Raw genomic sequence first — 25209 nt, 5'->3', positions numbered from 1 at the left:
ATCAAATTACTAACTAGCATCAATTTTCACGCTTAATAATAAAAGTTAGCACCCGCTTAACAGTGTTTAGATCAGGTTTATTATGATCTTAAATGCTGGGATCAGATTTTTATCAAGCAGATCCCTTTACGGATCACTATTTTACCCACCAACAAAGCTAAACCAATGAATTTTTGTATGTTTTGCGCTCACTCTTTATAATGCGTAACACTCAAAAGTTTAAAATATGTCACTTTAAGCCTTTTACTTAGTAAAGTAATGATCCCAGATATGACAAGTTAGTAATCGAGTGATCCCTAATTAATAACTAGGTAAAATACTGATCCCTCATAGATCAAAAAAGCCAGCGCAAACGCAACTGGCTTTTTGAATGAGTGGAATAATATCGCTATTATTGGTCCATTACTTTATTTTTGGGTTTAACTCACCGCTTAAGTATTTAAGGTGCATTTCATCTAACGAAATTGGCTTAATTTTACTTGCTTGACCCGCAGTACCAAACGCTTCGTAACGAGCGATACAAATATCAGTCATTGCTTGGGTTGCAGCAGCTAAAAACTTACGTGGGTCGAAGTTAGACGGGTTCATCGCTAAATGACGACGAATCGCACCGGTAGATGCTAAACGTAAGTCAGTATCAATGTTTACCTTACGCACACCGTATTTAATACCTTCAACAATTTGCTCAACTGGCACGCCGTAAGTTTCTGGGATTTCACCACCGTATTGATTAATCACTTCTAACCACTCTTGTGGAACAGAAGACGAACCATGCATTACTAAGTGGGTATTTGGTATACGCGCGTGGATTTCTTTAATACGATCAATTGCTAAAATGTCATCGGTTGGTGGACGAGTAAATTTGTAAGCACCGTGTGATGTACCACAGGCAATAGCCAGCGCATCAACATGGGTTTTATTTACAAAGTCTGCCGCTTCTTCTGGATTTGTTAGCATTTGCTCAGTGGTAAGTTTACCCTCAGCGCCAACACCATCTTCTTCACCCGCTTCACCAGTTTCAAGTGAACCTAATACACCTAGCTCACCCTCTACAGATACGCCACACGCATGCGCCATTTCAACTGTTTTACGTGTTACATCAACGTTGTAATCGTAGCTTGAAGGTGTTTTACCATCGCTCATTAATGAGCCATCCATCATTACTGATGAAAAACCTAGCTGAATTGAACGCTGACATACACCCGGTGATGTACCGTGATCCTGATGCATAACCACTGGAATATGTGGCCATTCTTCAACTGCCGCTAAAATCATATGACGAATAAAAGGTGCACCGGCATACGCACGTGCGCCCGCAGAACCTTGCACAATAACAGGGCTGTTTGTTTTATCAGCCGCTTCCATAATTGCACGCATTTGCTCTTGGTTATTTACATTAAACGCGGGTACACCGTAACCATGCTCTGCGGCATGATCAAGAAGTTGTCGCATACTGATTAAAGCCATTGGGTATTCTCCAATTTATCGGTAGTTATTTTACTACCTAGTTTGAACGGATTTGTTAGTTTGGCGCAATCACTGCGCCATGAATTAAAAGGCAAATGGCCTAAAATTCATATTATTAACGACTAAATAAAAGTGAGAGGTATTTACTCGTTAATTGTAGCAGATGTGGGATAAGCACATCTGCTTTACGGCTAGCTAATACCCAAAGGTATTATTTAGCGCGTGATTCTAGCATTGCAACTGCAGGTAATTTTTTGCCTTCTAAAAACTCTAAGAACGCACCACCACCTGTAGAAATATACGATACTTTATCACTAATGCCGTACTTATCAATTGCCGCTAGGGTGTCACCACCACCTGCAATAGAAAATGCTTTCGAATCAGCAATCGCTTTTGCAATGGCACGTGTACCATTACCAAATTGATCAAACTCAAACACACCCACTGGGCCATTCCATACAACCGTGCCCGCATTAGCAATAATTTTTGCAAGTTGATTTGCGGTATCAGGACCAATATCAAAAATCATATCGTCGCTGGTGACTTCACTTACATCTTTAAGTGTTGCTACAGCTGACTCTGAAAACTCATTACCTACAACAACATCTGTGGGTACCGGTATTTCGCCATCGTTGGCTTTCGCCGCAGCGCATAAACGATTTGCTTCATCCATTAAATCAGCCTCATAAAGTGACTTACCTACAGGATGGCCAGCAGCTGCAATAAAGGTATTGGCAATACCGCCACCGGTAACAAGCTGATCAACAATTTTAGATAACGAATCAAGTACCGTTAACTTAGTGGATACTTTAGAGCCACCCACAATCGCCACTAACGGACGGGCTGGGTTATCAAGTGCTTTACCTAATGCGTCTAGTTCAGCCGATAATAATGGACCAGCACACGCTACATCAGCAAACAGACCCACACCATGGGTTGAAGCTTGTGCGCGATGTGCAGTACCAAAGGCATCCATTACGTAAACATCACATAATGCAGCGAGTTGCTTTGATAGGGCTTCGTCGTCTTTTTTCTCGCCTTTGTTAAAACGTACGTTTTCAAAAACAACCACTTCGCTATCTGCAACATCAACGCCGTTTAAGTAATCTTTTTCTAGGCGAACAGTTTGCTCAAGTGCATCATTTAAGTAATCAACAACAGGTGCTAATGAAAATTCGTCTTCGTATTGCCCTTCCGTAGGACGGCCTAGGTGTGACATAACCATCACTTTTGCACCTTTTTCTAGCGCAAGTTTGATAGTAGGTAGTGCAGCACGAATACGTGCGTCTGACGTCACTTTACCTGCTTTAACGGGTACATTTAAATCTTCACGAATTAATACACGCTTGCCGTTTAAATCTAAATCTGCCATTTTTATGACCGACATGAACATCTCCTTAGTTAACGATACTAAACCAATAAATACGTTTTAAATATTACTTAAATGCCATCATAGCACGAGCGGTATCAAGCATGCGATTCGCAAACCCCCACTCATTATCACACCAAACTAGTAATTTTATCAGCCGTTTATGACTAACACGTGTCTGTGTGCCATCAATAATACAAGAATGGGGATCGTGGTTAAAATCAACCGATACCAGCGGCTCTTCGGTGTAACTTAAAATACCCTCAAGCCTATCTTTAGCTTGTGCTTTAAGCGCACTATTAACCGCACTTAAATCTACATCGGTATTTACCGTGACACTTAAATCCATGGCGGTCACATTAATAGTCGGTACACGAACGGCAATAGCCTCAAAGCGGCCTTTAAATTTAGGTAAAATACGGTCGATACCACGGGCTAATTTTGTGTCTACCGGAATAATAGATTGGCTGGCGGCACGAGTTCGGCGTAAATCATGGTGATACGCATCAATCACTTGCTGATCGTTCATTGACGCATGAATAGTTGTAATAGCGCCAGACTCAATACCAAAGGCATCATCGAGTACTTTAATAACAGGAACAACGCAGTTGGTGGTACACGAACCATTAGAGACAATAGTATGCTCGTTTTTCAGCTCATCGTCGTTTATGCCATACACAATGGTGGCATCTACATCATTATCAGCAGGATGGGAAAACAACACTTTTTTAGCACCTGCGGCAATATGTGACTGTGCATGCTCACGTGAGTGATACACGCCAGTACATTCAAGTACCACGTCAACATCTAGCGTTTGCCACGGTAATTCAACTGGATTTTCTTCACAAAATAATGCAATGGTGTCATCAGCAACGCTGATAGTGTCTTCACCTAGTTTAACTGGAAAAGTGAAACGACCATGAGAGGTGTCGTATTTTAATAAATGGGCAATAGCTTCAGGGTCGGCTAGTTCGTTAATTGCAACAATTTTGATCTCGTCGCTTAAGCCTGATTCGTATAGTGCACGGACAATATTTCGACCAATACGACCAAAACCATTAATTGCAAGTTTGATTGCCATGAAATATAAAATCCACTCTAGTTACGTACAGAGAAAGGCAGCGTCGCCTTTTAGATGGCGGTATTGTAATCGACCTTGCCTGCGATTATAAGAGCCAAGCATTAGAAACTTTAAATTAACGCCATAATCAACACGCAATGCGCTTTTATTTTTAACTCGGCTTTGCGATATTTGCTATTTTAGTTTTAAATCAAACACCACGTTTATTGATGCTTTAACGCTTATTCTTGCACCTAAATATTGCTGCTGCGTAAATGGGTTCTCGTTATTTCTAGCAGCCATGCTATTTCTGTGGCTAGATAAAACAATGTGCTTAACACCGCTCGCGTCGTAATCTGAGCTACTAGAATTTGCACTAATACTATAAACGTTGCCAAGTTCAGCACCAAAAGACTGAGCGAGCTTATTTCCCTTCGCTTTTGCGTTATCAATTGCTAGTTGTGTTGCCTCTGCCTCTAACTGCATGGCCTTGGAGGATAAACCATTAATTTTTTTGATATTGTCTATTTGTAAGCGTTGAGCAAAATCAATAAATTCATCGACTTTTTTAATATCTTTCAATGTGACTTTAACTGTTTTCAGAGCTAAATAATTATCGCTTAAAGCAATCCCTGATTCTGTACCAACCTTAGTGTATACCTTGCTTTTTAAACCCGATATATGAACATCGCCTTGGCCAAAATCATATTTATCTAATTCTTCAAATAACACGCTGATCCGGCCATCAAGGTCACGCTTAGCCTCAAGTAATGTATCTTCAATGCTTTTTACTTCAAATATAATTTGAGCCATATCTGGCTCAACTAATACCTCAGCAGACCCCTGCACTGCAATATGACGATTAGCTGGCACGCTTGAATTAGCAAAAGTAATAAGAGGGAATAAGATAATAAAAATAGCGCTGATAAGTTTCATATTCGTTCCTTGAATTTTTAATTAAAAACGCGTTCCCATAAGTATACAAACAAGAAGAAAAGTAAACTGCATACAATTAAGCTAAGTGCATACTTTATAGTTGAGTTTCGCTGTCCTTAACCAACCTACATTAGATCGCCTACTTTAAGTTCTTTACCGGCGCCTATTTGATGGCATTGGGCTAATAACAGCTCAGCAGTGGCTTGTGCATCGGTAAGCGCATGATGGCAATGATAGCTTGGTAAATCGTAGCGATTACGGCATTCATTTAAGGTTAAATCATCTAATTTGATATCGCTTGCGTGTTGCAGTAAGCGCTTTTTTTCTATTTGTAAGGTATCGATGATCAGCTTAGGCCGCTGGATGATCCCTGCATTTTTTATTGCTAACTTTAAAAAGCCCCAGTCGAGCATGGCATTATGAAATACTAAAATGCAGTCACTAAAGTGAGCACTTAAAGACATTAAAATACTCTGTAGACTTTGCCCTTGTGCCACCGAGTCAGTACTAATGCCGTGAAAAACAGGGCTTTGCTCTAGACTTTTAACCTCTTTATTAACGATATGCTGCGATTGACTATTCTTGATACATTGATTATCAATCAGTACCCAAGCAACCGAGACAATTTCATGTTGTTTAGGATCAAGCCCTGTTAATTCCAAATCAATCACTAAATAACGTTGCTTTAAAGCACTTTGCGCAAGCAAATGGCGACGCTTTAAGTACCGCGTAATAAGCTGCTTAACCATTATTGTTACAAACTCCCACGCGCAAATTTAAACGCCGCGCCTTGCTGCGCTTGTTTTACTAGGTAAAACGCTTCTTTAAGCTGATGACGCTCTAACGAATTGAGTTTGTCTGGGTTAATACAATTACTAGGTAACCCTTCTTCGTTTATTTGCGTGCGCAGCCGAAGCTGAGTTAAAAATCGCCAACAATCTTTTAAATTATAAATATCTTCTTTGCTTAATAGTGAATACTTTAATAAAGCATCCAACCTCTCTTGGGTGTTAGCACGGCGAATGCCTACTTTTAATGCATAAAGTCGCGCTAGATCGTTAATGATCACCACCCCGCGCTTTTTAAGATCGATGTACTTATGGTGTTGCTCTGTTTTTTCGGTTTTAAAGTTATTGAATAAACCAATCGGCGCACTGTTAGCGTTAACATCGCTGGCCATTGCCGCATAAAAAAGATCATTGCGAGAAATATGGGTCAACTCTTCACAAAACTGGCTATAGAGTGTGGTTGAGCCTTCAATAAAGCGCAGATCAAAAAAGATTTTACAGTTGAGCATTGCCTGCGGTGTGGGACTGGTGATCCACTTTAAAAACTTCGCCCGCCAATCACTAACACTCATTCGACATGCATCACTGCTAGCCATTATGTTACCAGGACAACGACGAATGCCGCACTCAACTAAGTTTTCACAAACAAATTCGCCCATCTGTTTAAAATATGCGTGCTGTTCATCGTTTAGACCATCAGGTAATAACAAGCCATTATCTTGATCTGAATGCAGTGTTTGCTCTTCGCGCGCTTGAGAGCCAAAACAAATAAAACTAAAACTGGTTGGCGCGGCGCCATGGTGTTGTTGAAATAAAAAAATTAGCCGCGAGGTCAACGCATCGGTTAAACCACTGAGTAACTTTCCGATCAGCGAAATATCATCAATATTATTTGAAAACCCTTTTAATAACTCAGGAATTTCTTTCGCGTAACGTTTTAAATCAGCCACATTATGGGCCTTGTAAATACGACCAATTAGCTGCACTGGGTCGCTTTTTTGTTGGCGTAGTAAGTCTGTACTGGTGATCATTCCTAGCGGTTTATGGTTTTCGTCAAGCACAGGTAAATGATGAATATTATGCTTAAGCATTAAGTGCAGCGCTGAAAATACGCGGTTATTTTCAAATATAAACTTAGGCTTATTGGTCATAATACTATCGATAGCTTGCGCAGGGTCAACTTCATCGGCAAGCACTCGGTTACGTAAATCACGATCTGTAACCACACCAATAAGATGCGAATTTTCGGTGATCATCATTGATGAAATCCCATGCTCTTGCATTTTTTTAGCACTATGACGGATGCTGGCATCGGGGGGCAGCGTAATCGCTTTGCGAGTCATGATCTCTGATATTTTACGCTCAGACCAGCTGTCGTTGTTACTTTTATAATGTGATGACAGCAATCGATTAGCATGAGCACGAACAAAGTATTGCTCGAATGCTTTATATTCTCGACGTAAGTAATCAAAATCCGTTTGGTCGAGCATATAGACAATGCCCTCTTTTTGTACTTCTAAACTGTTTTGTATTGAATCTCCCGTCAGTAACGAGGGATAACCAAAGTAATCACCTTGAGTTAAACGCGTTACCGTATCGCCTTGAGCATCCACTAAATCGTATAACCCGGAACGAATTAAAAATAATTTAGGCTGTTCACTGTTAAGCCATTGCGTTTGGTTTTCTCGGGTCAAATAAATACTATCGAGATGGTTAACAAAATAACTGCAGGCGCTGTCCTGTAACATTGAAAATGGTGCTTGCTTGTTAATAAACTGCGCGACTTCCTGTTGCTCACTACTCATAAATCATCCTCAATAAAAAAGCGACTTAACCTGAAATATGGTTATTTAATATAGCGATTATTTAATGTAGTCATTATTTAAACAAATAAAAAGCCCGACTTAAGTCGGGCTTTGATGCGTTATATCATTAGATATATGGATTAGTGAGCATGCGCATCACTAGACCCTTTAGGATTACGAATACCTTCAACCATTTCTTGAATTTCAACTGGTGTCGGTTGAGTCATTTTCATGACACCTGCAGCTACTGCAAAGTTAATGATCATGCCTACTAAACCAATCCCTTCAGGTGAAATACCTAAGAACCAATTTTCTGGGCTATTAAGCTCTGGACTCACAAACTTGAAGTAGATGATGTATGCAGCAGTAAAGGTGATACCCGTTACCATGCCTGCAATTGCACCATGTTTATTCATTGATTTAGAGAAAATACCCATAATAATTGCAGGGAAGAAGCTCGCCGCCGCTAAGCCGAAGGCAAAGGCAACAACCGAGGCCACAAATCCTGGCGGGTTAATCCCAAAGTAAGCGGATATTACAATAGCAATCATCGCTGCCAACCTCGCTGCAAGTAATTCTTGCTTGTCGGTTATATCCGGTTTAAGTGTCCGTTTAAGTAAATCGTGCGATACTGAGGTTGAAATAACCAATAGTAAGCCCGCTGTAGTAGATAGTGCCGCGGCAATACCACCTGCTGCAACGAGTGCAATAACCCAGGCTGGTAAGTCGGCTATTTCAGGATTCGCTAGTACCATAATATCGCGGTCAACATTTACTTCGTTTGCGCTATTAGGGTCAGTGATTTTACCTGATGTGTAGAACATTTTGCCGTCACCATTTTTATCATTAAAGGTGATTAAGCCTGTGCGTTCCCAGTTTTTGATCCAAGCTGGTGCCTCTGCATACGCTGTACCACTTCCGTCTTTACCATTAATTGTATCAATCATGTTTACACGGGCAAACGAAGCTACTGCAGGTGCTGTTGTGTAAACAATAGCAATAAACACCAGTGTCCATGCTGCTGAAATACGTGTGTCTTTAACGCGAGGTACAGTGAAAAAGCGAACAATTACGTGTGGTAAACCAGCAGTACCCACCATAAGAGCACCTGTAATTGCAAATACGTCAATCATGCTCTTTGAGCCTTCAGTGTATTGGCCAAATCCAAGCTCGGTACTTAAACCATCGAGCTTATCAAGTACATACATACCTGAGCCATCACTTAGCGTGGCACCAAAGCCTGTTTGTGGAAAAAAGTGACCTGTTGCCATCATAGAGATAAAAATAGCCGGTACTAAATAAGCAAATACCAGTACACAATACTGCGCAACTTGCGTGTAAGTAATACCTTTCATGCCACCAAGTACGGCATAGAAGAAAACAATGATCATACCGATATAAACACCGGTTTCAATTTCAACTTCTAAGAAGCGAGAGAACACTACACCAACACCACGCATTTGACCCGCAATGTAAGTAAAACAAATAAAGATGGCACATAAAATAGCCACTAAACGCGCAGTACGTGAGTAGTAACGGTCACCGATAAAGTCTGGCACGGTAAACTTGCCGAATTTACGTAAGTAAGGCGCTAAACACATAGCCAGTAGTACATAACCACCGGTCCACCCCATTAAGTAAACACTTCCGTCGTAACCCGCAAACGAGATAATACCCGCCATTGAAATGAATGACGCAGCACTCATCCAATCCGCAGCAGTTGCCATACCATTGGCTAGTGGAGGTACACCACCACCAGCAACGTAGAATTCATTTGTGGACCCAGCTCGAGCCCAAATTGCAATACCGATATAAAGCGCAAAGCTTAAACCGACAATTATAAATGTGAGTATTTGAACATCCATTGACTAGCTCCTATTCGTCTACGCCATATTTTTTATCTAACGTATTCATTTTGAAAACGTACACAAAAATCAAAGCCACAAAGGTATAAATCGCGCCTTGCTGGGCGAACCAGAAGCCAAGTTTAAACCCAAAAAAACGTACTTCATTAAGTACATCAACCAGTAATATGCCAAAGCCAAAAGAGACCACAAACCATACTGCTAATAATTTAAACAGTAATGAAATGTTTTCTGCCCAATAAGCTTTTGCTTGTTCTTCATTTTTAAAAGCCATTTTTATTTTCCCCTTTAAACATCACGATTGTGATGGGTGGTTTTTTATATTCGTTAACCAATTTAGCAATGCAATTCAAATATTGAATTGCGACAATAGTCGTAACAACATATTAACGTTTCCGTAAACTGCGCATGATCAATTAATAAACAACTCATGAACCACTTAAATTTCAGTAGCTTAATAGATTTTTATTGCTCAAACTTTTAGCCAAATTAAAACAAACCGTGGGAATAAGACATTAGTCTAACTAAATAGACAAAAACAAATTAACCCTTAAATATCATAGTTTTATTTTATTTATAGATAACATAAACAAAATGTATACCCCCTACTTTATTTGCAGCTAGGTATTGTTAATAAGCAAACTACTTCAAACTCCAACTGGCGCTCGCATCTTGAAATAGTTTGGGTATAGTTATGACAAATTATAAAAACACTCTACGAGGTTAAATAAACATGACAGCTGTACTACTCATTGTTGCCTTTGGCTACATAGGCGTGCTGTTTTGGCTGGCAAATTGGGGTGATAAGACCACCCCACTTGCCAAGCGTATTAGTCATCACCCATTTGTGTATTCATTTGCATTGGGAATTTATTGTACTTCGTGGACTTACTATGGCTCGGTAGGCACCGCTGCAACTAGTAGTTGGAGCTTTTTGCCTATTTTATTAGGACCCGCCTTACTGTTTTTTTTCGGCCAAGGCTTTTTACGTAAACTGGTATTGGTGAGTAAAAAACAAAATATCACCACTATTGCCGACTTTATTTCAGCGCGTTACGGCAAACGCCAAACCACCGCTATTATGGTGACCATTATTGCCTTATTAGCCACTATTCCTTACATTGCATTACAATTAAAAGCGCTTAGTTCTAGTTTTTTACTTTTGCAAAGTAGTAATCAAATATCTGGAGATATTTTGGCGTTATCAGCCACTTTAATGATGGCACTATTTGCTATATTTTTTGGCACGCGCAAAGTTGATGTAACCGAGTACCGCTCAGGCTTAATGCTTGCTGTGGCGTTTGAGTCGCTAATAAAGCTGTTTGCTCTGGCTGCTGTAGCAGGGCTTGCAATATATAGCTTATTTAATTTACCCACAAAGGGTTCTAGCCAAGTTGCCGAGTCAATTTGGCTGCATTGGGCACAGTTCGACTTTTTTAGCTTTAACTTTATAGGTCAGTCACTAATGGCGGCAGCTGCTATAATTTGTTTGCCACGGCAATTTCATGTCACCGTGGTTGATAACCAAGATAAGCGCCATTTATTTACTGCTCGCTGGGCTTTTCCATTGTACTTGTTATTGACCGCAGCAATGATTTTACCCATAGCCACCGCTGCTATTCATCCAGAAATTGGTCGCAGTTTATCACCTGACAGCTTTGTACTGGCACTGCCTATGCTGCACGATAACGCTTTTTTAACCACCTTTGTGTTTATAGGTGGGCTTTCTGCTGCCACAGCCATGATTGTTGTTGCAACGCTTACGCTAAGCACCATGATCTCCAACGACGTGGTGCTCCCCTTAATGTTGCGTCGTAAATTTAAACGTAATTTAATCACCACCAGCTACAAATCCCGCATTTTATTAGTACGGCGTTTTACCATTGCTGGGGTACTTATTTTAGCCTACTTCTATCAGCAATGGTTTGGTAGTGGCAGTGCGCTAGCCAGTATGGGGTTAGTGGCTTTCTCATTAGTGTCACAATTATTGCCTGCTATTGTGGGTGGTTTATATTGGCGAAAAGGTCATGCTTATGGTGTTTATGCTGGGCTACTCGCAGGGGTCATTTGTTGGGTGCTATTTTTAATGTTGCCTATTTTAGAAGCTCCTAACCCACTAGACAGTGAGCTGCAACAAACGCTTATAACTAGAGGCACCTTAATCGCGTTGTTTGCTAATATTGGCTGTTACATTAGCTTTTCGCTAGGAGCTGAAGAGCGCTTAATCGATAAAATTCAAGCTGCGGCATTTGTTAATCCTAAAGATCAGGCCATTTTATCTCGTCGCTTAAATAAAAACGTAAAAGCCACGGTATATGACTTTAAAATTTTACTGCAGACCTTCTTAGGCATTCAGCGTAGCCAACAAATTTTATCGCATTACGCACTCCATCATGATTTAAACGACAACAATGCACACCCTCGCGCTGACTTTATTGCCTACTGCGAACGCGCACTGACTGGAGTATTAGGTGCTTCCTCTGCGCAAGCACTTATTCATACAGTATCATCTGGGAAACGAATGGCGTTTGAAGAAGTGGTAAACTTTTTTGATGAAACCACACAAGCACTGCAGTTTAATCAGAACTTACTATTTACCTCACTAGAAAACTTAAGCCACGGACTCTCTGTGGTAGATAAAGATCTCAACCTCGTTGCTTGGAATAAGCGCTACAGCGAAATGTTTAACTACCCTGAGGGTTTTTTACAAGTTGGCCAGCCCATTGAAGAAATAATACGGTATAACGCAGAGCGCGGTGAATGCGGCCCCGGTGAAATCGAGCGCCATGTTGATAAGCGGGTTCAGCATTTAAAAAATGGCAGCTCACATCACTTTATTCGTCATCGTCGAAATGGCCAAGTTTACGAAATGATAGGCAACCCACTACCTGATGGGGGGTTTGTAACGAGTTTTTCTGATATTACTAATCATATTAGTACGCAAAATGCGCTCGAAGAAATTAATATGGACTTAGAAAACCGCATTGAAGCGCGCACCCAAGAAGTGCAAACCATTAATAGTAGCCTGCAAGCACAAATCGATAGTCGCGTACAAACAGAGCAAGCACTTACTTTAGCTAAACGTGAAGCTGAGCAAGCGAATGATAGTAAAACTCGCTTTTTAGCACTGGCCAGCCATGATATATTACAACCGCTCAATGCGGCACGATTATATCTCGCCGCCATTGATGAAACTCAATTAGATAGCACCAATAAAAATAACTTTAATAAGCTAGGTGATAGCCTCGATTCCACCGTGCATTTAATGTCGGCTTTATTAGAAATTGCCAAGCTAGAGCAAGGGGCAATGACCCCAAATCCTCGTCACTTTTACATTGATGATATTTTAGATCCCCTTAAAAGCGAATATGCGATTTTATCGAGCGATAAAGGACTCTCATTTAAAGTACGTTCAAATAAACAAATAGTACACAGCGACATTACTTACTTACGCCGAATACTACAAAACTTACTGTCAAATGCGATTAAATACACGGAAAATGGCCGTGTATTAATTGCCTGTAGAAACAGAAAGCACAGTTTACGGATTGAAGTATGGGATACCGGCCCTGGTATTAGCGACATTGAACAAGCAAAAATATTTAACGACTTTTACCGAATTGAAGCTAGCGACAATAAAGGCGTTGGCTTAGGTTTAGGGGTGGTTAAACGTATGGCTGATTTATTGAGCCTGCCGATTGATGTGGTTTCATTACCTAATAAAGGCAGCCGATTTAGCATTGAAGTGCCTTATGGTGATGCGCAATTAGTACAGCAAAAACAATCCAGTCAAAATATAGTCGACAACCGCGCCGCGATAAATATTATTGCCGTTGACGACGACCCTGAAAACCTTGCAGCCATGGCTAGCCTATTAAAGCGCTGGCAGGCAAATTACACCCTATTCGATAAAGTGGACGCGGTGTTAACTTATGCAAAAGAACAGGGCGCACCTGATGTTATTTTAATGGACTATCAGTTAGGTAATGATTGGGATGGCATTACTTTAATTAAAGCGCTACGCGAGATTTGGCAAAGCGATATTCCGGCTATATTAATTACCGCAGTGCGAGACACTGAGCTAAAACAAATCACCAAAGCCGAAAATATTCATTATCTGAGTAAACCAGTAAAACCTGGTAAGCTTAAAGCACTGCTGAACCACAGCACTTAACGATTAATAAGAGCTTAAGCCCAGTAAGTACTGGGCTTGAACTTAACTATGAATGCGCTCTCTGAGTTTTTGGAATAACCAACTAAGCCCTACCAGCGACAACCCTAAACCAATGAAGGACAATGCTTTTAGAAGTCCCGTTAAATTTGCCATATCTATTAAAAACACCTTAACAATTACAGCGCCAAGAATACCTAAACCAACATTTTGCAGTAACCGTTGCTGTTTTAAATGCCCGGCTATCACTACCAGCGCGCCGAGTAATAACCAAATAACCGAATAGCTATATAGCTCGGCGTCGCTGGTTGCTTTATCAAGGTAGATGAAGCCGCCTTGCCAATATTGACGGATCAAGGTGTTGATAGCTAATACCGCTAATAAACCAGACACACCGAGTGTAATTTGACTCAATTTAGCATTTAACGATTTAACTAAACTCGCTAACCATAACGCCAGCAGGCTCGGGACCAACCAAATTAAAAGTATCCAGTTAAATATTGGTGTTTCACCAACATAAAGACGCATTAATAACGGATTATCATCCAACGTTGTATTGATTAACAACAAGCCAGCTAACGCTGATAAAATAAAACCTGCAGTGCGATATAGCTTGCCCAGCTGCCCTGCACTTTGCGCGCGATATAAATAAACGCAGCCTAAAGCAAGCAAGTTACAACTGAGCAAAACTTGCTCATAAAAACTTAAAGAAAACAGCTGAGGGTAGTGCCCTACCAGTTGATAACTGGTTTCGGTTGTCACAAATAACGCTAAACAATGCAGTGCAGCTCCTTCAAGCCATATTTTTAGTTTTGAAGTATTAAAACATTTAGCCGCTGCAAAAAATAACCCAATACACAGCGGGTAAACAACTAAGCTCCAATGCAAACCAAATATGCTTAGCTCATCATAACTAGGCGTCCACGGCGATAAGGTAAGGCGTAAAAGTAATGCTGCCACCAGGGCTTTTATTGGCCAGTGTGGCATAGCCACATTGTATTTTTTTATCAGTAAGCTCAGCAGTAATACTTGAACAGCCAGAGCAATGGTAAGGCCACTATCACTCAGTAACATCGTAATTGCTAAGGTAATATTGGCGTTTGCCCCCACCCAATAACTAAAGCGCTGCCATAAGGTTGTATTATTTTGCGTAAATTTAATTAACACCGCACTCATTAAACATAGCAACACCGCCCAAAGTGGGTAAGCGGTTGCTAAAGCCGTGTTTGGGATCATCGCATACAAAGTGCCAACTAATGCAAACATGCTTAATGAAGCAAGCAAATGAAAAGCTAATCGTTTTGGGTATTTATTACCAAAATAGAGTCCATAGCCACTTAGCCCCAGAGCAAGTAATAAGCCTAGCCCGTATTCGTTTTTAAAAATGAATAACGCGTCATTAAAGGCATAAGTTTGTTTAGCACTGACCACTAATAACAGTGCAATTAATAAAGAGACAGCCTGCCATGCATCCCAACGGCTATTTTTTAGCACTAAAAATAGTAACAAAGCGATGCTTAACAACGCCATAATTTGCCACTGAAAATTAAACAGACTCACCAGCATGGCAATCATTAAAGGAGCAATAAAGGCTGTTAATAATCCGTGATCTGGAAATAAGTTAACTAACCGTTTAAAGCTGTGTGGGCGTACTTCAAGGGTATTAAAGCCCAAGCCTAAACGTGCAATAGCGATTAAGCCTAAAATACTTAGTAACGCATAAGCGCCTATTAACCACACTGTGTTATAGGTAAATAAAGTTAGCCCAACCAAATACCAGCCAATATGCCCTACCCATAGTAAATACCACAGCCAAACACGCTTTACTTTATGTGCTACAACTGCTGCGGCAACACTCACAAGGGCAACATAAATAAGTAAAGAAAATAACTGCCCACTGCCCGTATTTACCCAAACAGGGACACTGTATGCGCCTATAATGCCTATTACAGCAAGTAAAGGGCCTAGCTTTATTGCCATTGCACTAGCACACACAGCAATAACTGCTAAGCCAATAAATGCCCACTCAGCACTTAGCATGCTAAAGCTGTTATAGGCCAAAAACATTAAGGCAAAACAAGTCATAAAGCCGCCACTGGCAAGGGCTGCAGGAATGTAATTATTAAAGCCTTCAAAAACGATACGTTTATAATGTAAATAATACGCTGCTGCGATTAAGCCAATGCCAAATAATCCACCGGCACTGAGCCTCATTGCAGGTGAAAGTAGCCCCGCCTCTAAACTGTATTTTGCTAAAAACACGCCACCTAAAGCCAAAGCAATAGCACCAATCCAGGTCATCCAGTTTTGTTCAAAGCCTGCACGTAATTGTTTAAAAAGCAGTTCAATACTCGATGGTTTTTTAGTTATCGTTTTACGAGGTGGTGGAGGTTTAATGCTCGCTGGTTTATTAACAGCAGCAGGAATATCTGAGCGGTTTAGAGGTATTGCGTTATCTACTTGAGGGTCAGCGGAGGATTTTTCATTTTTTGCTACATTTTGATTTGACTCAAACTGTAATAGTTTTAGTTTTAATACTGCAACCTCTTTTTTAAAGGTGTTCAATTGCACTAAGGCCACTAATCCACAAATAGCCCCTGCAACAATCGCAATAGATACAATAATTGCTAATCCGATTAACTCATCCATACAGTCCCTTTTTTATCTCGCAACAGAAGTCCCCAAAAATAGCACAAGCGAAATCTATTTTATAAAATTACTATGTTTAAGCAACCTCAAGGCGATCACGGCCTGCTTTTTTAGCTCGGTATAGTGCCTGATCTGCACGTTTCATTACATTTTCAAAGCTCTGATCGCTGCTACGGTGCGCAATACCGATACTAACCGTTAAAGAACGCTGATTTTGTACTGTAATAGTACGAGCAGTTTCTAGAATAGTCTGCGCAAAGTTAAGCACTTCATCAAGCTCATAACTAGGTAGGTAAGCGGCGAATTCCTCACCGCCTATGCGAGCAAAAATATTTTCATTTTTAAAGAGGTAGTTCACTTTATCTGCGAACTGTTTAAGCACCTGATCGCCCACATCATGGCCAAAATCGTCATTAATACGTTTGAAATGATCAAGATCTATGATTAAAACAGTGTAAGGATTATTAACAATCTCCTTCACATGCTGATAAAAACAGCGTCGGTTATACACTTTAGTTAAATCATCTATGATAAATTCTTGCGCCAACCGAGTGTGCATTCGCTGCATAAAGTGCATGGTTTTAAATAAACCATAAACGGTAATTAACATACCCAATGTGCGACATAAATCCTCTACGTAATTACTTATCCAAAGAGGCTGATGTATTACTTCATCAAGCACATCGGCAGTAGATGCTACAATCCATAACATTAAACCGATACTGACATACAAATAGGCTTTTTTAGCTAATTGTGAGCATTGCACCATAAAGAAAATTGTAAAAATAACCACTAAGTTAATAAAGTCAGTGGTAAAGCCGTAAAGATTTTGTTTGAAATCCAATAAAGGAAAGCGCATTAACGAAAAAATTGAAAAGCCAATAATAAATGCCAGCATAGCTAAAATTAACAGTTTGTTTAATCTGGTAATTTTTACAAAGCGGCTGAGCTTAAGGCTCACTTTTTCCGGATTCATCATAGGCTGTATTTAAACTTATTATTGTTGCTAAAAACTATACCATAAACTTAAACTGCTTTATTTATATTTGTGTACTAATTATCCAGCCAATAGCAATTAAAATAGTTAATCCAATCATAGTCTTAGTTTTGTGCTTACTGATAATACGTTCAGCTTGATTGCCCGCATAATACACCACTATTGCCAAACCAAAATAACGTATAGAGCGAGCAATAGCGCTTGCTAATAAAAACAGCGCCAGAGAATACTTAGTTGCGCCAGCGGCTAGCATCGCAATTTGAAACGGAATAGGCACGATGCCTAGGCTTAATACAAACCAAAATCCTTGTGCCTGCATTTTTTGTTTTACGTTTTCAAACTGCTCAGGGCTTGAGAATGTATTGATAACCCAATCGCCAATTATATCAAATAAGTAATAGCCTAAAGCATAGCCAAATAGCGCACCTACAATACAGCCTAGTGTTGCCATAAGGGCAATTTGCCAGAGCTTTTCTCGTCGTGCTTGCATAAGTGGTACCAGCACCGCCTCGAGTGGAATGGGCACTATGGTGGATTCTAAAAATGAGGCGATAGTAATCCCACCCAACATATTTTTAGACTCAATAAACTGACGTGTTTTTTGCTTGAGCTTTTTTTGTATAGCCATAAACGTCCTGTTAGCAATTAGGTAAGTGACTAAATCATCTCATAATAAGGTTAATGCTACCTGAAGAAATACAGTCAACATAGTAATCATTATAAGACTGCTTTATTATCTTTATATACCATTATACTTTTAAAATTTTCACAATATGCAAACTGCTCGCTACATTCCCTTTAGAAAACACGACATCATTACAATGTGCGCCAAAGAGCTTACCAAAGACCAACAAACTTCTTTTAAGCAGCTTTGTGAACTTTTAGCCAGCTTAATTCACTTTCATTACCATGGCACACTTGAGTCATTAAAAAATAATTACGCGCCTTTTGATCCAAATAGCGATACTCGTTTAATAAACAGCGTGACTGATGAACAAAAAGCGCAGTGCCAACGTGATTTTGCTAAAGATTTTGCCAAAGTTCTAAACGCGGCTAATTTTGAAGTGATCACCCATCAAGACTTGCAAGATGCACTAAACGAAGAATCACTATTTAAAGTGCGCCTTGAGGTAGAGTTTGAGGATTTTGAAGAAGTGGTTTTTTATCGCCGTGGCGAGTCGCAACTCACCGAAACCATAACCAGTTTTTGGGGGTTACGTAAAAAGCCACTGCATTTTACCAACTACGATCGCGTAGCAGTATTTATCCGTTTTAAAGACAAAGCCTATTTTGAATCAAAAAATAAACTACCTATGGGGTTTGAGCCCAGCTCAACCATAGTAAAACTATTTCAAAATGTGCCAAAAGCTGACTTAGAAATGCTATTTCCTAATAGCGAAGTACGCATGCGCCCTATTGATAAAGTGATTATTGGCTCATCGGCACTTATTGGCGGTGCGGTAGTATTAGTTACCAAACTGGGCGCCTCATTACTTTTACTGTTTGCTTTGTTTACATTTTGGGGAGGGTTTAGTGATAAAGCCGTTACCATGACTCAGCAGCACTTTATTACGTTAGCCATTGGTATTGGAGTATTTGGCAGTTTTGTGTTTAAAGAGTGGAGTAAATTTAAAAACCGTAAAATTAAATTTATGAAAGCACTGAGCGATAATCTTTACTTTAAAAACCTTGATAACAACGCCGGTGTTTTTCATACCCTTATAGACGCCGCCGAAGAAGAAGACATAAAAGAAGCTCTGCTTGCCTATACATTTTTACTAAAATCAGAAAGTGGCTTAAGCGCACAAATGCTTGATGAGCAAATAGAGACGTGGTTTAAAACAAAGTATAAATGCGAGCTAGATTTTGAAATTAGCGATGCGCTTGAAAAGCTTAAACGCATGCATTTAGTAACTTGCACAAACACCCTATATAACGCGATAAATCTAGAGCACGCAAAAGCCACATTAGATGAGCGCTGGGATAACCTATTTCAATATAACTAAGCAACTCTTTACTTAACAAAAAAGCAGCTGACAATTCAGCTGCTTTTTATGTTATTACCTAATTGGTAATTAGCTAGGGTCTGTTGATCTTTCAAGGTTGAATTTGCAGCAGTTTGTTGGGTATTTAGGCAAGGCGGAGCCTATGTGGTGTGGTTATTCCCCATAAATAGGCGATAACGTAGCATCAATGCCAAACAGGCGCTGCCCTAAGGGTTCTGCCTAGGGGCGATTTACTCTTTGTTGCTCGGTTTTTACTTAGCCCACTAGGTTACAAACCTCGCGCCGCGATTAAACAGCCCCTAGTTTGAACAAATTTCAATCCGCAAAGTTCAACAGACCCTAAGCTGTTTGCTGCTTTTTAAATTTTGCATGCACTAATTTATAAAGCGCTGGTAAAATTAGCAACGTGAGCAAAGTGGATGACATAATTCCACCTACCACCACGGTTGCCAAAGGCCGTTGTATTTCAGCGCCGGTACCGGTATTTAGCGCCATAGGTATAAAGCCTAAACTTGCCACAAGCGCGGTCATTAGCACTGGGCGTAATCGCTGCAATGCCCCGCTATGTATTGCATGGTATAAGCTTAATCCCTCATTTCGTAACTGCTTAATAAACGACAACATCACTACACCGTTTAATACCGCAACACCACTTAGCGCAATAAACCCCACACCCGCTGAAATAGAAAGCGGCATATCTCGTAGCAATAATGCCAATACCCCACCAGTTAGTGCCAGTGGTACGCCACTGAATATAATGAGTGAATCACGCAGCGATCCAAAAGCACTATAAAGTAAGCCAAAAATAAGCAATAAAGTAACAGGCACTACCAACGACAAACGCTTACTCGCCGATTGTAATTGCTCAAACGTACCGCCGTATTCAAGCCAATAACCGCTGGGTAGGTTAAGTTGTGCATTCATAGTCGCTTGGGCATCTCTTACAAAGCTGGCTAAATCGCGTCCTGTTACATTAGCTGTTACTACCACATTGCGCTTGCCGCTTTCGCGATTTATTTGATTAGGGCCTTTTTCAATACTGATTGTAGCCACTTCTCCAAGCGGTACAAATGCAAGTTCAGGGTTACTACTTTGAGGTAACGCAATAGGTAAACGCGCGAGTGCAGAGACATCTTCAGACCAACGCTTATCTAAGCGCACCAATAACGAAAAGCGCTTATCACCCTCATAAATTAGCCCTGTTTGCACCCCACCAACAGCAGCGGCAAGGGTTTGTTGAATGTCGTTTACGGTTAATCCTAATAGCGCCATATGGTCTCGCATTGGGGTAACAGAGAGTGTAGGCAAGCCCTCCATTTGCTCTAAACGAACATCGGTAGCACCGGTAATATTTCGCATTAAACCGGTGGCTTTTTCGCCAAACTGCTTAAGTATGGCTAAATCGTCACCGTAAATACGCAGTGCTACATCGGCACGCACACCGGCAATTAACTCGTTAAAGCGCATTTCTATAGGCTGAGTAAATTCATAGTTATTACCCGGTACCTCATTCACACGATGACGAATTTGCTGCACTAACGCGTCTTTACTTATTGACGGATCAGGCCATTGCTCACGCGGCTTTAACATTAAAAAAGTGTCGGCAACGTTAGGTGGCATAGGATCGCTGGCGACATCTGCTGTGCCAATCTTTGAAAATACGTTCGCAATTTCAGGCTGCTCTAATAAAGCCTGCTCCAACTGCTTTTGCATTTGCACCGATTGTTCAATACCGGTGCCAGTAATACGCAACGCATGCATTGCAATGTCACCTTCATCTAGCTGCGGTAAGAATTCGGCGCCCATATTTTTAACTTTAAAGCCAAGCACTAATACCAAAACAGTGGCAATACTCACCATCAGCCACGGTAATTTAAGCGATAAGTTAAGCAGTGGCTTGTAGATTTTTTTAACGCCACGCATTACTGCGTTTTCGCTTTCATCTACTTTACCACGCACAGATACGGCAATAGCCGCTGGCACAAAGGTGACAGCAAAAATAAGTGCACCTATTAACGCGGCAACCACGGTAAACGCCATAGGCTGAAACATTTTGCCCTCAACACCACTGAGCGCAAATAGCGGTAAATACACCAACATAATAATTAAAATACCAAATACTGCGGGGCTAAACACTTCTTTGGTGGCTGAAGTTACAACCTCTAAACGCTCACTGAGTGTAAGTAAGCGGCCATGTTTATGTTGAGCCATCCCTAATTGACGAAGGCAGTTTTCAACCACAATCACCGCGCCATCAACAATTAATCCAAAATCGATTGCACCTAAGCTCATTAAGTTACCCGAGACTCGATTGCTCACCATGCCTGTAATAGCAAATAGCATACTCAGCGGAATAACCATGGCAGTAATAAGCGCACCAGTGATATTCCCAAGCAATAACAATAAAATGACGATGACCAATACAGCCCCTTCAAACAGGTTTTTTTGTACTGTGGCGATGGTTTTATCAACCAGATTGGTGCGGTCATAAACAGGCTCAACGATAACCCCTGCAGGTAAACTTTTTTGTACTTGTATAAGCTTATCAGCCATGGCTTTAGCAACCACACGGCTATTTTCACCAATTAGCATCATCGCCGTGCCTAATACGGTTTCCTCGCCATTATAGGTAGCCGCGCCAGTTCTGAGCTCTTTTCCTAAGTATACATTTGCCACGTCTTTAATTCGCACGGGAGCATCATCACGCTTGGCGATAACGGTGTTTGCTATATCTGCTAATGTTTTTAGTTGCCCAGGGGAGCGCACTAAATATTGGCCGTCAAAGCGCTCTATATAACCGGCGCCGCGGTTGCTGTTATTAAGCTCAAGTGCACTAATAACATCCTTGATTGTCAGCTTATAAGCAATAAGCTTTTCTGGTATGGGTGCAACTTGGTACTGGCGCTCAAAGCCACCTTGGCTGTTTATTTCGGTTACGCCTTTTACTTTTAAAAGCTGCGGACGAATAACCCAGTCTTGTAAAGTACGTAAATCTTCGGCGCTGTAAGGCATACCATCACTTTTTAACGCATCGGGTTTTGCATGAACGCTATAGGTAAATATTTCACCTAAACCACTGGCAATAGGTCCAAGATTTGGCTCAACATTATTAGGTAAATCAGCGCGAATACTTTGAATACGCTCTCCAATTTGTTGACGCGCCCAATAAATATCGGTGCCTTCATCAAAAATAATGGTTACTTGAGAAAGCCCATAGCGAGAAAGCGAACGGGTATAGTCAAGCTTAGGAATACCTGCCATCGCCGTTTCGACTAAGTAAGTAATACGCTGCTCTACTTCAAGCGGCGTAAAACCAGGCGCTTTAGAATTAATTTGCACCTGTACATTGGTAATATCGGGTACAGCATCTACCGCTAAGTTTTGGATGTTATACACACCAAACCCAGCAAATAAAAATATCAGTGCCAGTACCATCATCCGGCGTTTAACCGCAAAAGAAACAATCCAGTTAATCATGGTACCTCCTAGTGAGCGTGACTTGCGCCGCTTTTTAAAATATCGGCTTTGATCACATAGCTATTGGTTGTGACGTACTCGCTTCCTGGGCTTAAACCCGCGATGACTTCAACCCAATCGCTACTTTTTGCGCCTAAAGTAACAGGGCGTACTTCAAATACACTATTTTTACGCACAAACACACTCGCCATACCGTTAAACTCTTGAATAGCCTCAGGCTTTACACGCACGCGGGCATTAACTTTATCGATACTGACATCACTATTAACATGCATACCTGGACGCCAATGACCATCTGGGTTATTAAGCTCAATACGGGCACGTGCAATGTGCCCGCCAGTCATCATAGGTGCTATAAAAAACACCTTACCTTGGGCATTTAAATGATGATGTAAATCGTAAACGATAGCGCTTTGACCAATGGCTAGATTTTCGATGTTTTCAGGAAAGGCTGAGAGCTCAACCCATACTTTATCAAGGTTCACGACTTGCATTAGCGCACGAGTACTTGCCAGTTCGCCACGCTTTAAATATTGTTCGGTTACCACACCGCTAATAGGGCTTTTAATACTGTAGTTTTGCAAAGTTTCACGATTGGTGACGCTGGCCAATACATCGCCTTTTTGAACGGTTTGACCAATGCTGACAAAAATATCGCTGATCAACCCGATATATGGCGCCATAATTTCTACTGTGCCATGCTGTGTCGGTGCAATAACACCAAACAGCGTGTCGAAAATATCAACCTCGCCGCTTTGTGCTATCTCCGTTTTAATACCCGCACCTTTAATTGCTCGCTCGCTAAGCACAGTGCGGCCTTCGTACTGAGAGTACTCAAAGCTAACCCGCTCACCTTTATAATTGGCAGTAATGAAAAGCTCAAACGAATGTGGCTCATTTATAGGTTGCATGCTAACAAGGTACTCATTCTCACGGGTAAACTGTATTCTTTGCGGTGCTTCTACTAGTCGCTTTAAGTTCATATCTATACTTAAATTGTTTATATCTACCGGCTGTTTTTGCTCATAACCATATACGCGCAGCTCAACTTTACCTGCCAATTCTTGCAGCTTTAACTCAAGAGTGAGCTTTTCGTTGGTTAATAAAAAGCCGCCGTGTGGACCTTGTTTTTGGGTTTGCTCTGTTTGGTCATGTTCTGCTGAGGCAAATACATGTGTGCTTGTTAAGCTAGCTACAAACGAGAGAAATACTAATAATGCGATAAAAGTGTTGTTCATGATTGAAAAGTCTCAGTTAAAGATTGGCCAGTTAAACGCTCAAGTGCGAGGTGGGTCTGATATAACGCTGCATATGTGTTAATCAACGCGCGTTTAGAGTCAAAAAGGGCTTGTTGAGCATCGAGTAATTGCAACACCGAAATTTGTCCGCGTTGATAGCTTTTTAAGCTTTGCTCAATGAGTGTTTGGGCTTGGGGAATAACTTGCCCAGATAACAACTGTACCTGTAATGTCTTACCTTGGTAATAGGCGTACAAAGTACGAACTTGCTGACGTAATTGAACCCGTAACTGTCCTTGCTGCTCACGTAACAATGCCAACTGACTATTAGCCGCTTCAATATTACCGCTATTTGAGTTACTCAATTGCAACGGCATTGAAAACGAAAACAGCAACGAACTGGTATTGTTTTGCTGGTTGTAGCTCACGCCTGCACCTACATTAATGTCACTTTCCCCATTGGCTTTTTGCAGCGTTAAGTTAGCCGCTTGCTGAAAGTATTGCTGCTGTAACATAGCAAAGTCAGGGGCTTGGTTAACCGCATTGAGTAACGTTTGCTCAGATTTAAGCGGTATTAGGGTAGTCATATTTCCTGCTAAATCCGTGTAGCCATGTTGCTCACTCCACAGTTCATTGAGCGATAAACGTGCTCGCTCAAATTCGCTATTTAGCTTCGTTTTATCAAGCTCAACTTGGCTTAGTGCATAACGCATACGGGTTACATCTGCTTGCGATACAGCGCCGGCATCAGCTCGCTGCTTTATTGCTTTAAGTGCTTGGCTTACAACCTGATGCCGCTCGCTATTTAGAGAAAGTAAAGTTTGAAATTTAAGCGCCTCGTAATAGCGCTCACCTGTGGTTGCTAATAAGGCTAAGCGAGTATTTTGATACTGTATTGCTTGGGCTTTAATGTTTGCCGTAGCGTAATTTATGCGGCTTTGGCGTTTATCTCCAAGCTCTATAAGCTGGCTAAATGCCAAGGTTATTTCAGCACCTTGCACACCACGCGCCTCGTTTGTTCCTAGCAGGTTTTCAGCCTCTACATTTAAGACAGGATTAGGCGAAAGTGCCGCTTGAGATTTAAGCGCGCTAAGTATTTTTTGATGATAAGGGTAGCGTTTTAATAACGGATTTTGTTGCTCGGTATTTATCAACGCGTGTTTTAGGGTTAACGTTTTAACATTTGCAAACGCACTAAAAGCAGGCAGCGCGCACAGCATCGCCACCAGCATAATTGGTTTTTTATTCATATAGCTTGTCCGCTTTTAATCAACAGAGTTCACTTGCAAACCATTTACAACCTACGCAAAAAATAGCGACAGTGTAAAATGCTCAGCAATCTAAAAATGCCTATAACAGCCCATTAAACGCTTACGCGTAG

16 protein-coding genes are annotated in these 25209 nt (G+C 40.9%); 2 read left to right on the top strand and 14 right to left on the bottom strand.

Annotation, left to right across the window (positions count from 1 at the left end; genetic code table 11):
- Window positions 1–402 precede the first annotated feature (402 nt).
- The 8 genes from fba to ACZ5WS_RS06560 form a co-directional block, all read right to left on the bottom strand.
- Entirely contained in the window at window positions 403–1467 is a 1065-nt protein-coding gene (gene fba, locus ACZ5WS_RS06595) for a class II fructose-bisphosphate aldolase (protein ID WP_008111197.1), read from the bottom strand.
- Between the two features lie 211 nt (window positions 1468–1678).
- On the bottom strand, window positions 1679–2854 hold the full coding sequence (locus tag ACZ5WS_RS06590) for a phosphoglycerate kinase (RefSeq protein ID WP_138609184.1): 1176 nt from the start codon (window positions 2852–2854) through the stop codon (window positions 1679–1681).
- Window positions 2855–2903: 49 nt separating this feature from the next.
- On the bottom strand, window positions 2904–3917 hold the full coding sequence (gene epd, locus ACZ5WS_RS06585) for an erythrose-4-phosphate dehydrogenase (RefSeq protein ID WP_109874182.1): 1014 nt from the start codon (window positions 3915–3917) through the stop codon (window positions 2904–2906).
- 174 nt (window positions 3918–4091) lie between these two features.
- Window positions 4092–4832 carry an SIMPL domain-containing protein gene (locus tag ACZ5WS_RS06580; protein WP_178956516.1) on the bottom strand — a complete coding sequence of 247 codons (741 nt, stop codon included), beginning with the start codon at window positions 4830–4832 and terminating at the stop codon, window positions 4092–4094.
- A gap of 125 nt (window positions 4833–4957) precedes the next feature.
- Window positions 4958–5581, bottom strand: a complete 624-nt coding sequence (locus ACZ5WS_RS06575) for a 3'-5' exonuclease (protein WP_138609187.1) — start codon at window positions 5579–5581, stop codon at window positions 4958–4960.
- A 5-nt stretch (window positions 5582–5586) separates the two neighbouring features.
- Complete coding sequence (locus ACZ5WS_RS06570; protein ID WP_178956517.1) at window positions 5587–7425, bottom strand: DUF294 nucleotidyltransferase-like domain-containing protein; 1839 nt, start codon at window positions 7423–7425, stop codon at window positions 5587–5589.
- A 140-nt stretch (window positions 7426–7565) separates the two neighbouring features.
- Window positions 7566–9290, bottom strand: a complete 1725-nt coding sequence (locus ACZ5WS_RS06565) for a sodium:solute symporter family protein (protein WP_178956518.1) — start codon at window positions 9288–9290, stop codon at window positions 7566–7568.
- A gap of 10 nt (window positions 9291–9300) precedes the next feature.
- On the bottom strand, window positions 9301–9564 hold the full coding sequence (locus ACZ5WS_RS06560; RefSeq protein WP_008464847.1) for a DUF4212 domain-containing protein: 264 nt from the start codon (window positions 9562–9564) through the stop codon (window positions 9301–9303).
- Between the two features lie 459 nt (window positions 9565–10023).
- Here ACZ5WS_RS06560 and ACZ5WS_RS06555 point away from each other — a divergent pair, with 459 nt between their 5' ends.
- A complete protein-coding gene (locus tag ACZ5WS_RS06555) occupies window positions 10024–13464 on the top strand; it encodes a hybrid sensor histidine kinase/response regulator (protein ID WP_464711244.1) in 3441 nt (1146 codons plus the stop codon).
- 42 nt (window positions 13465–13506) lie between these two features.
- Here the strand turns inward: ACZ5WS_RS06555 and ACZ5WS_RS06550 are convergent, their stop codons facing one another.
- From ACZ5WS_RS06550 to ACZ5WS_RS06540, 3 genes are all read right to left on the bottom strand, one after another.
- Window positions 13507–16110, bottom strand: coding sequence for a DUF2339 domain-containing protein (locus ACZ5WS_RS06550; protein ID WP_464711242.1), 2604 nt, complete (start codon window positions 16108–16110; stop codon window positions 13507–13509).
- A gap of 76 nt (window positions 16111–16186) precedes the next feature.
- Complete coding sequence (locus tag ACZ5WS_RS06545; RefSeq protein ID WP_464711484.1) at window positions 16187–17086, bottom strand: GGDEF domain-containing protein; 900 nt, start codon at window positions 17084–17086, stop codon at window positions 16187–16189.
- A 64-nt stretch (window positions 17087–17150) separates the two neighbouring features.
- The gene (locus ACZ5WS_RS06540; RefSeq protein WP_138609193.1) at window positions 17151–17735 is read right to left on the bottom strand and encodes a YqaA family protein; all 585 of its coding nucleotides are present in this window, start codon (window positions 17733–17735) and stop codon (window positions 17151–17153) included.
- Window positions 17736–17880: 145 nt separating this feature from the next.
- Between ACZ5WS_RS06540 and ACZ5WS_RS06535 the strand changes: the two genes are divergently transcribed.
- On the top strand, window positions 17881–19113 hold the full coding sequence (locus ACZ5WS_RS06535) for a TMEM143 family protein (protein WP_464711240.1): 1233 nt from the start codon (window positions 17881–17883) through the stop codon (window positions 19111–19113).
- 339 nt (window positions 19114–19452) lie between these two features.
- Here ACZ5WS_RS06535 and ACZ5WS_RS06530 read toward each other — a convergent pair whose 3' ends face one another.
- Genes ACZ5WS_RS06530 through ACZ5WS_RS06520 form a run of 3 tightly spaced genes read right to left on the bottom strand, consistent with a single transcriptional unit; the run spans window position 19453 to window position 25078 of the window.
- Window positions 19453–22590, bottom strand: a complete 3138-nt coding sequence (locus tag ACZ5WS_RS06530) for an efflux RND transporter permease subunit (protein ID WP_464711238.1) — start codon at window positions 22588–22590, stop codon at window positions 19453–19455.
- Window positions 22591–22598: 8 nt separating this feature from the next.
- On the bottom strand, window positions 22599–23828 hold the full coding sequence (locus ACZ5WS_RS06525; RefSeq protein ID WP_464711236.1) for an efflux RND transporter periplasmic adaptor subunit: 1230 nt from the start codon (window positions 23826–23828) through the stop codon (window positions 22599–22601).
- A complete protein-coding gene (locus tag ACZ5WS_RS06520) occupies window positions 23825–25078 on the bottom strand; it encodes a TolC family protein (RefSeq protein WP_464711234.1) in 1254 nt (417 codons plus the stop codon). The genes ACZ5WS_RS06525 and ACZ5WS_RS06520 overlap by 4 nt, the downstream gene beginning before the upstream one ends.
- Between the last annotated feature and the right edge of the window lie 131 nt (window positions 25079–25209).

The organism is Pseudoalteromonas sp. 11L1 (assembly GCF_055397545.1).
The sequence above is the reverse complement of the archived record's forward strand: the minus strand, read 5'-3'. Positions and strand labels throughout refer to the sequence as shown.

Coding starts and splice junctions, on each gene's coding strand:
- fba (WP_008111197.1), bottom strand. CDS start 1,467: ATGGCTTTAATCAGTATGCGACAACTTCTTGATCATGCCGCAGAGCAT.
- ACZ5WS_RS06590 (WP_138609184.1), bottom strand. CDS start 2,854: ATGTCGGTCATAAAAATGGCAGATTTAGATTTAAACGGCAAGCGTGTA.
- epd (WP_109874182.1), bottom strand. CDS start 3,917: ATGGCAATCAAACTTGCAATTAATGGTTTTGGTCGTATTGGTCGAAAT.
- ACZ5WS_RS06580 (WP_178956516.1), bottom strand. CDS start 4,832: ATGAAACTTATCAGCGCTATTTTTATTATCTTATTCCCTCTTATTACT.
- ACZ5WS_RS06575 (WP_138609187.1), bottom strand. CDS start 5,581: ATGGTTAAGCAGCTTATTACGCGGTACTTAAAGCGTCGCCATTTGCTT.
- ACZ5WS_RS06570 (WP_178956517.1), bottom strand. CDS start 7,425: ATGAGTAGTGAGCAACAGGAAGTCGCGCAGTTTATTAACAAGCAAGCA.
- ACZ5WS_RS06565 (WP_178956518.1), bottom strand. CDS start 9,290: ATGGATGTTCAAATACTCACATTTATAATTGTCGGTTTAAGCTTTGCG.
- ACZ5WS_RS06560 (WP_008464847.1), bottom strand. CDS start 9,564: ATGGCTTTTAAAAATGAAGAACAAGCAAAAGCTTATTGGGCAGAAAAC.
- ACZ5WS_RS06555 (WP_464711244.1), top strand. CDS start 10,024: ATGACAGCTGTACTACTCATTGTTGCCTTTGGCTACATAGGCGTGCTG.
- ACZ5WS_RS06550 (WP_464711242.1), bottom strand. CDS start 16,110: ATGGATGAGTTAATCGGATTAGCAATTATTGTATCTATTGCGATTGTT.
- ACZ5WS_RS06545 (WP_464711484.1), bottom strand. CDS start 17,086: ATGAATCCGGAAAAAGTGAGCCTTAAGCTCAGCCGCTTTGTAAAAATT.
- ACZ5WS_RS06540 (WP_138609193.1), bottom strand. CDS start 17,735: ATGGCTATACAAAAAAAGCTCAAGCAAAAAACACGTCAGTTTATTGAG.
- ACZ5WS_RS06535 (WP_464711240.1), top strand. CDS start 17,881: ATGCAAACTGCTCGCTACATTCCCTTTAGAAAACACGACATCATTACA.
- ACZ5WS_RS06530 (WP_464711238.1), bottom strand. CDS start 22,590: ATGATTAACTGGATTGTTTCTTTTGCGGTTAAACGCCGGATGATGGTA.
- ACZ5WS_RS06525 (WP_464711236.1), bottom strand. CDS start 23,828: ATGAACAACACTTTTATCGCATTATTAGTATTTCTCTCGTTTGTAGCT.
- ACZ5WS_RS06520 (WP_464711234.1), bottom strand. CDS start 25,078: ATGAATAAAAAACCAATTATGCTGGTGGCGATGCTGTGCGCGCTGCCT.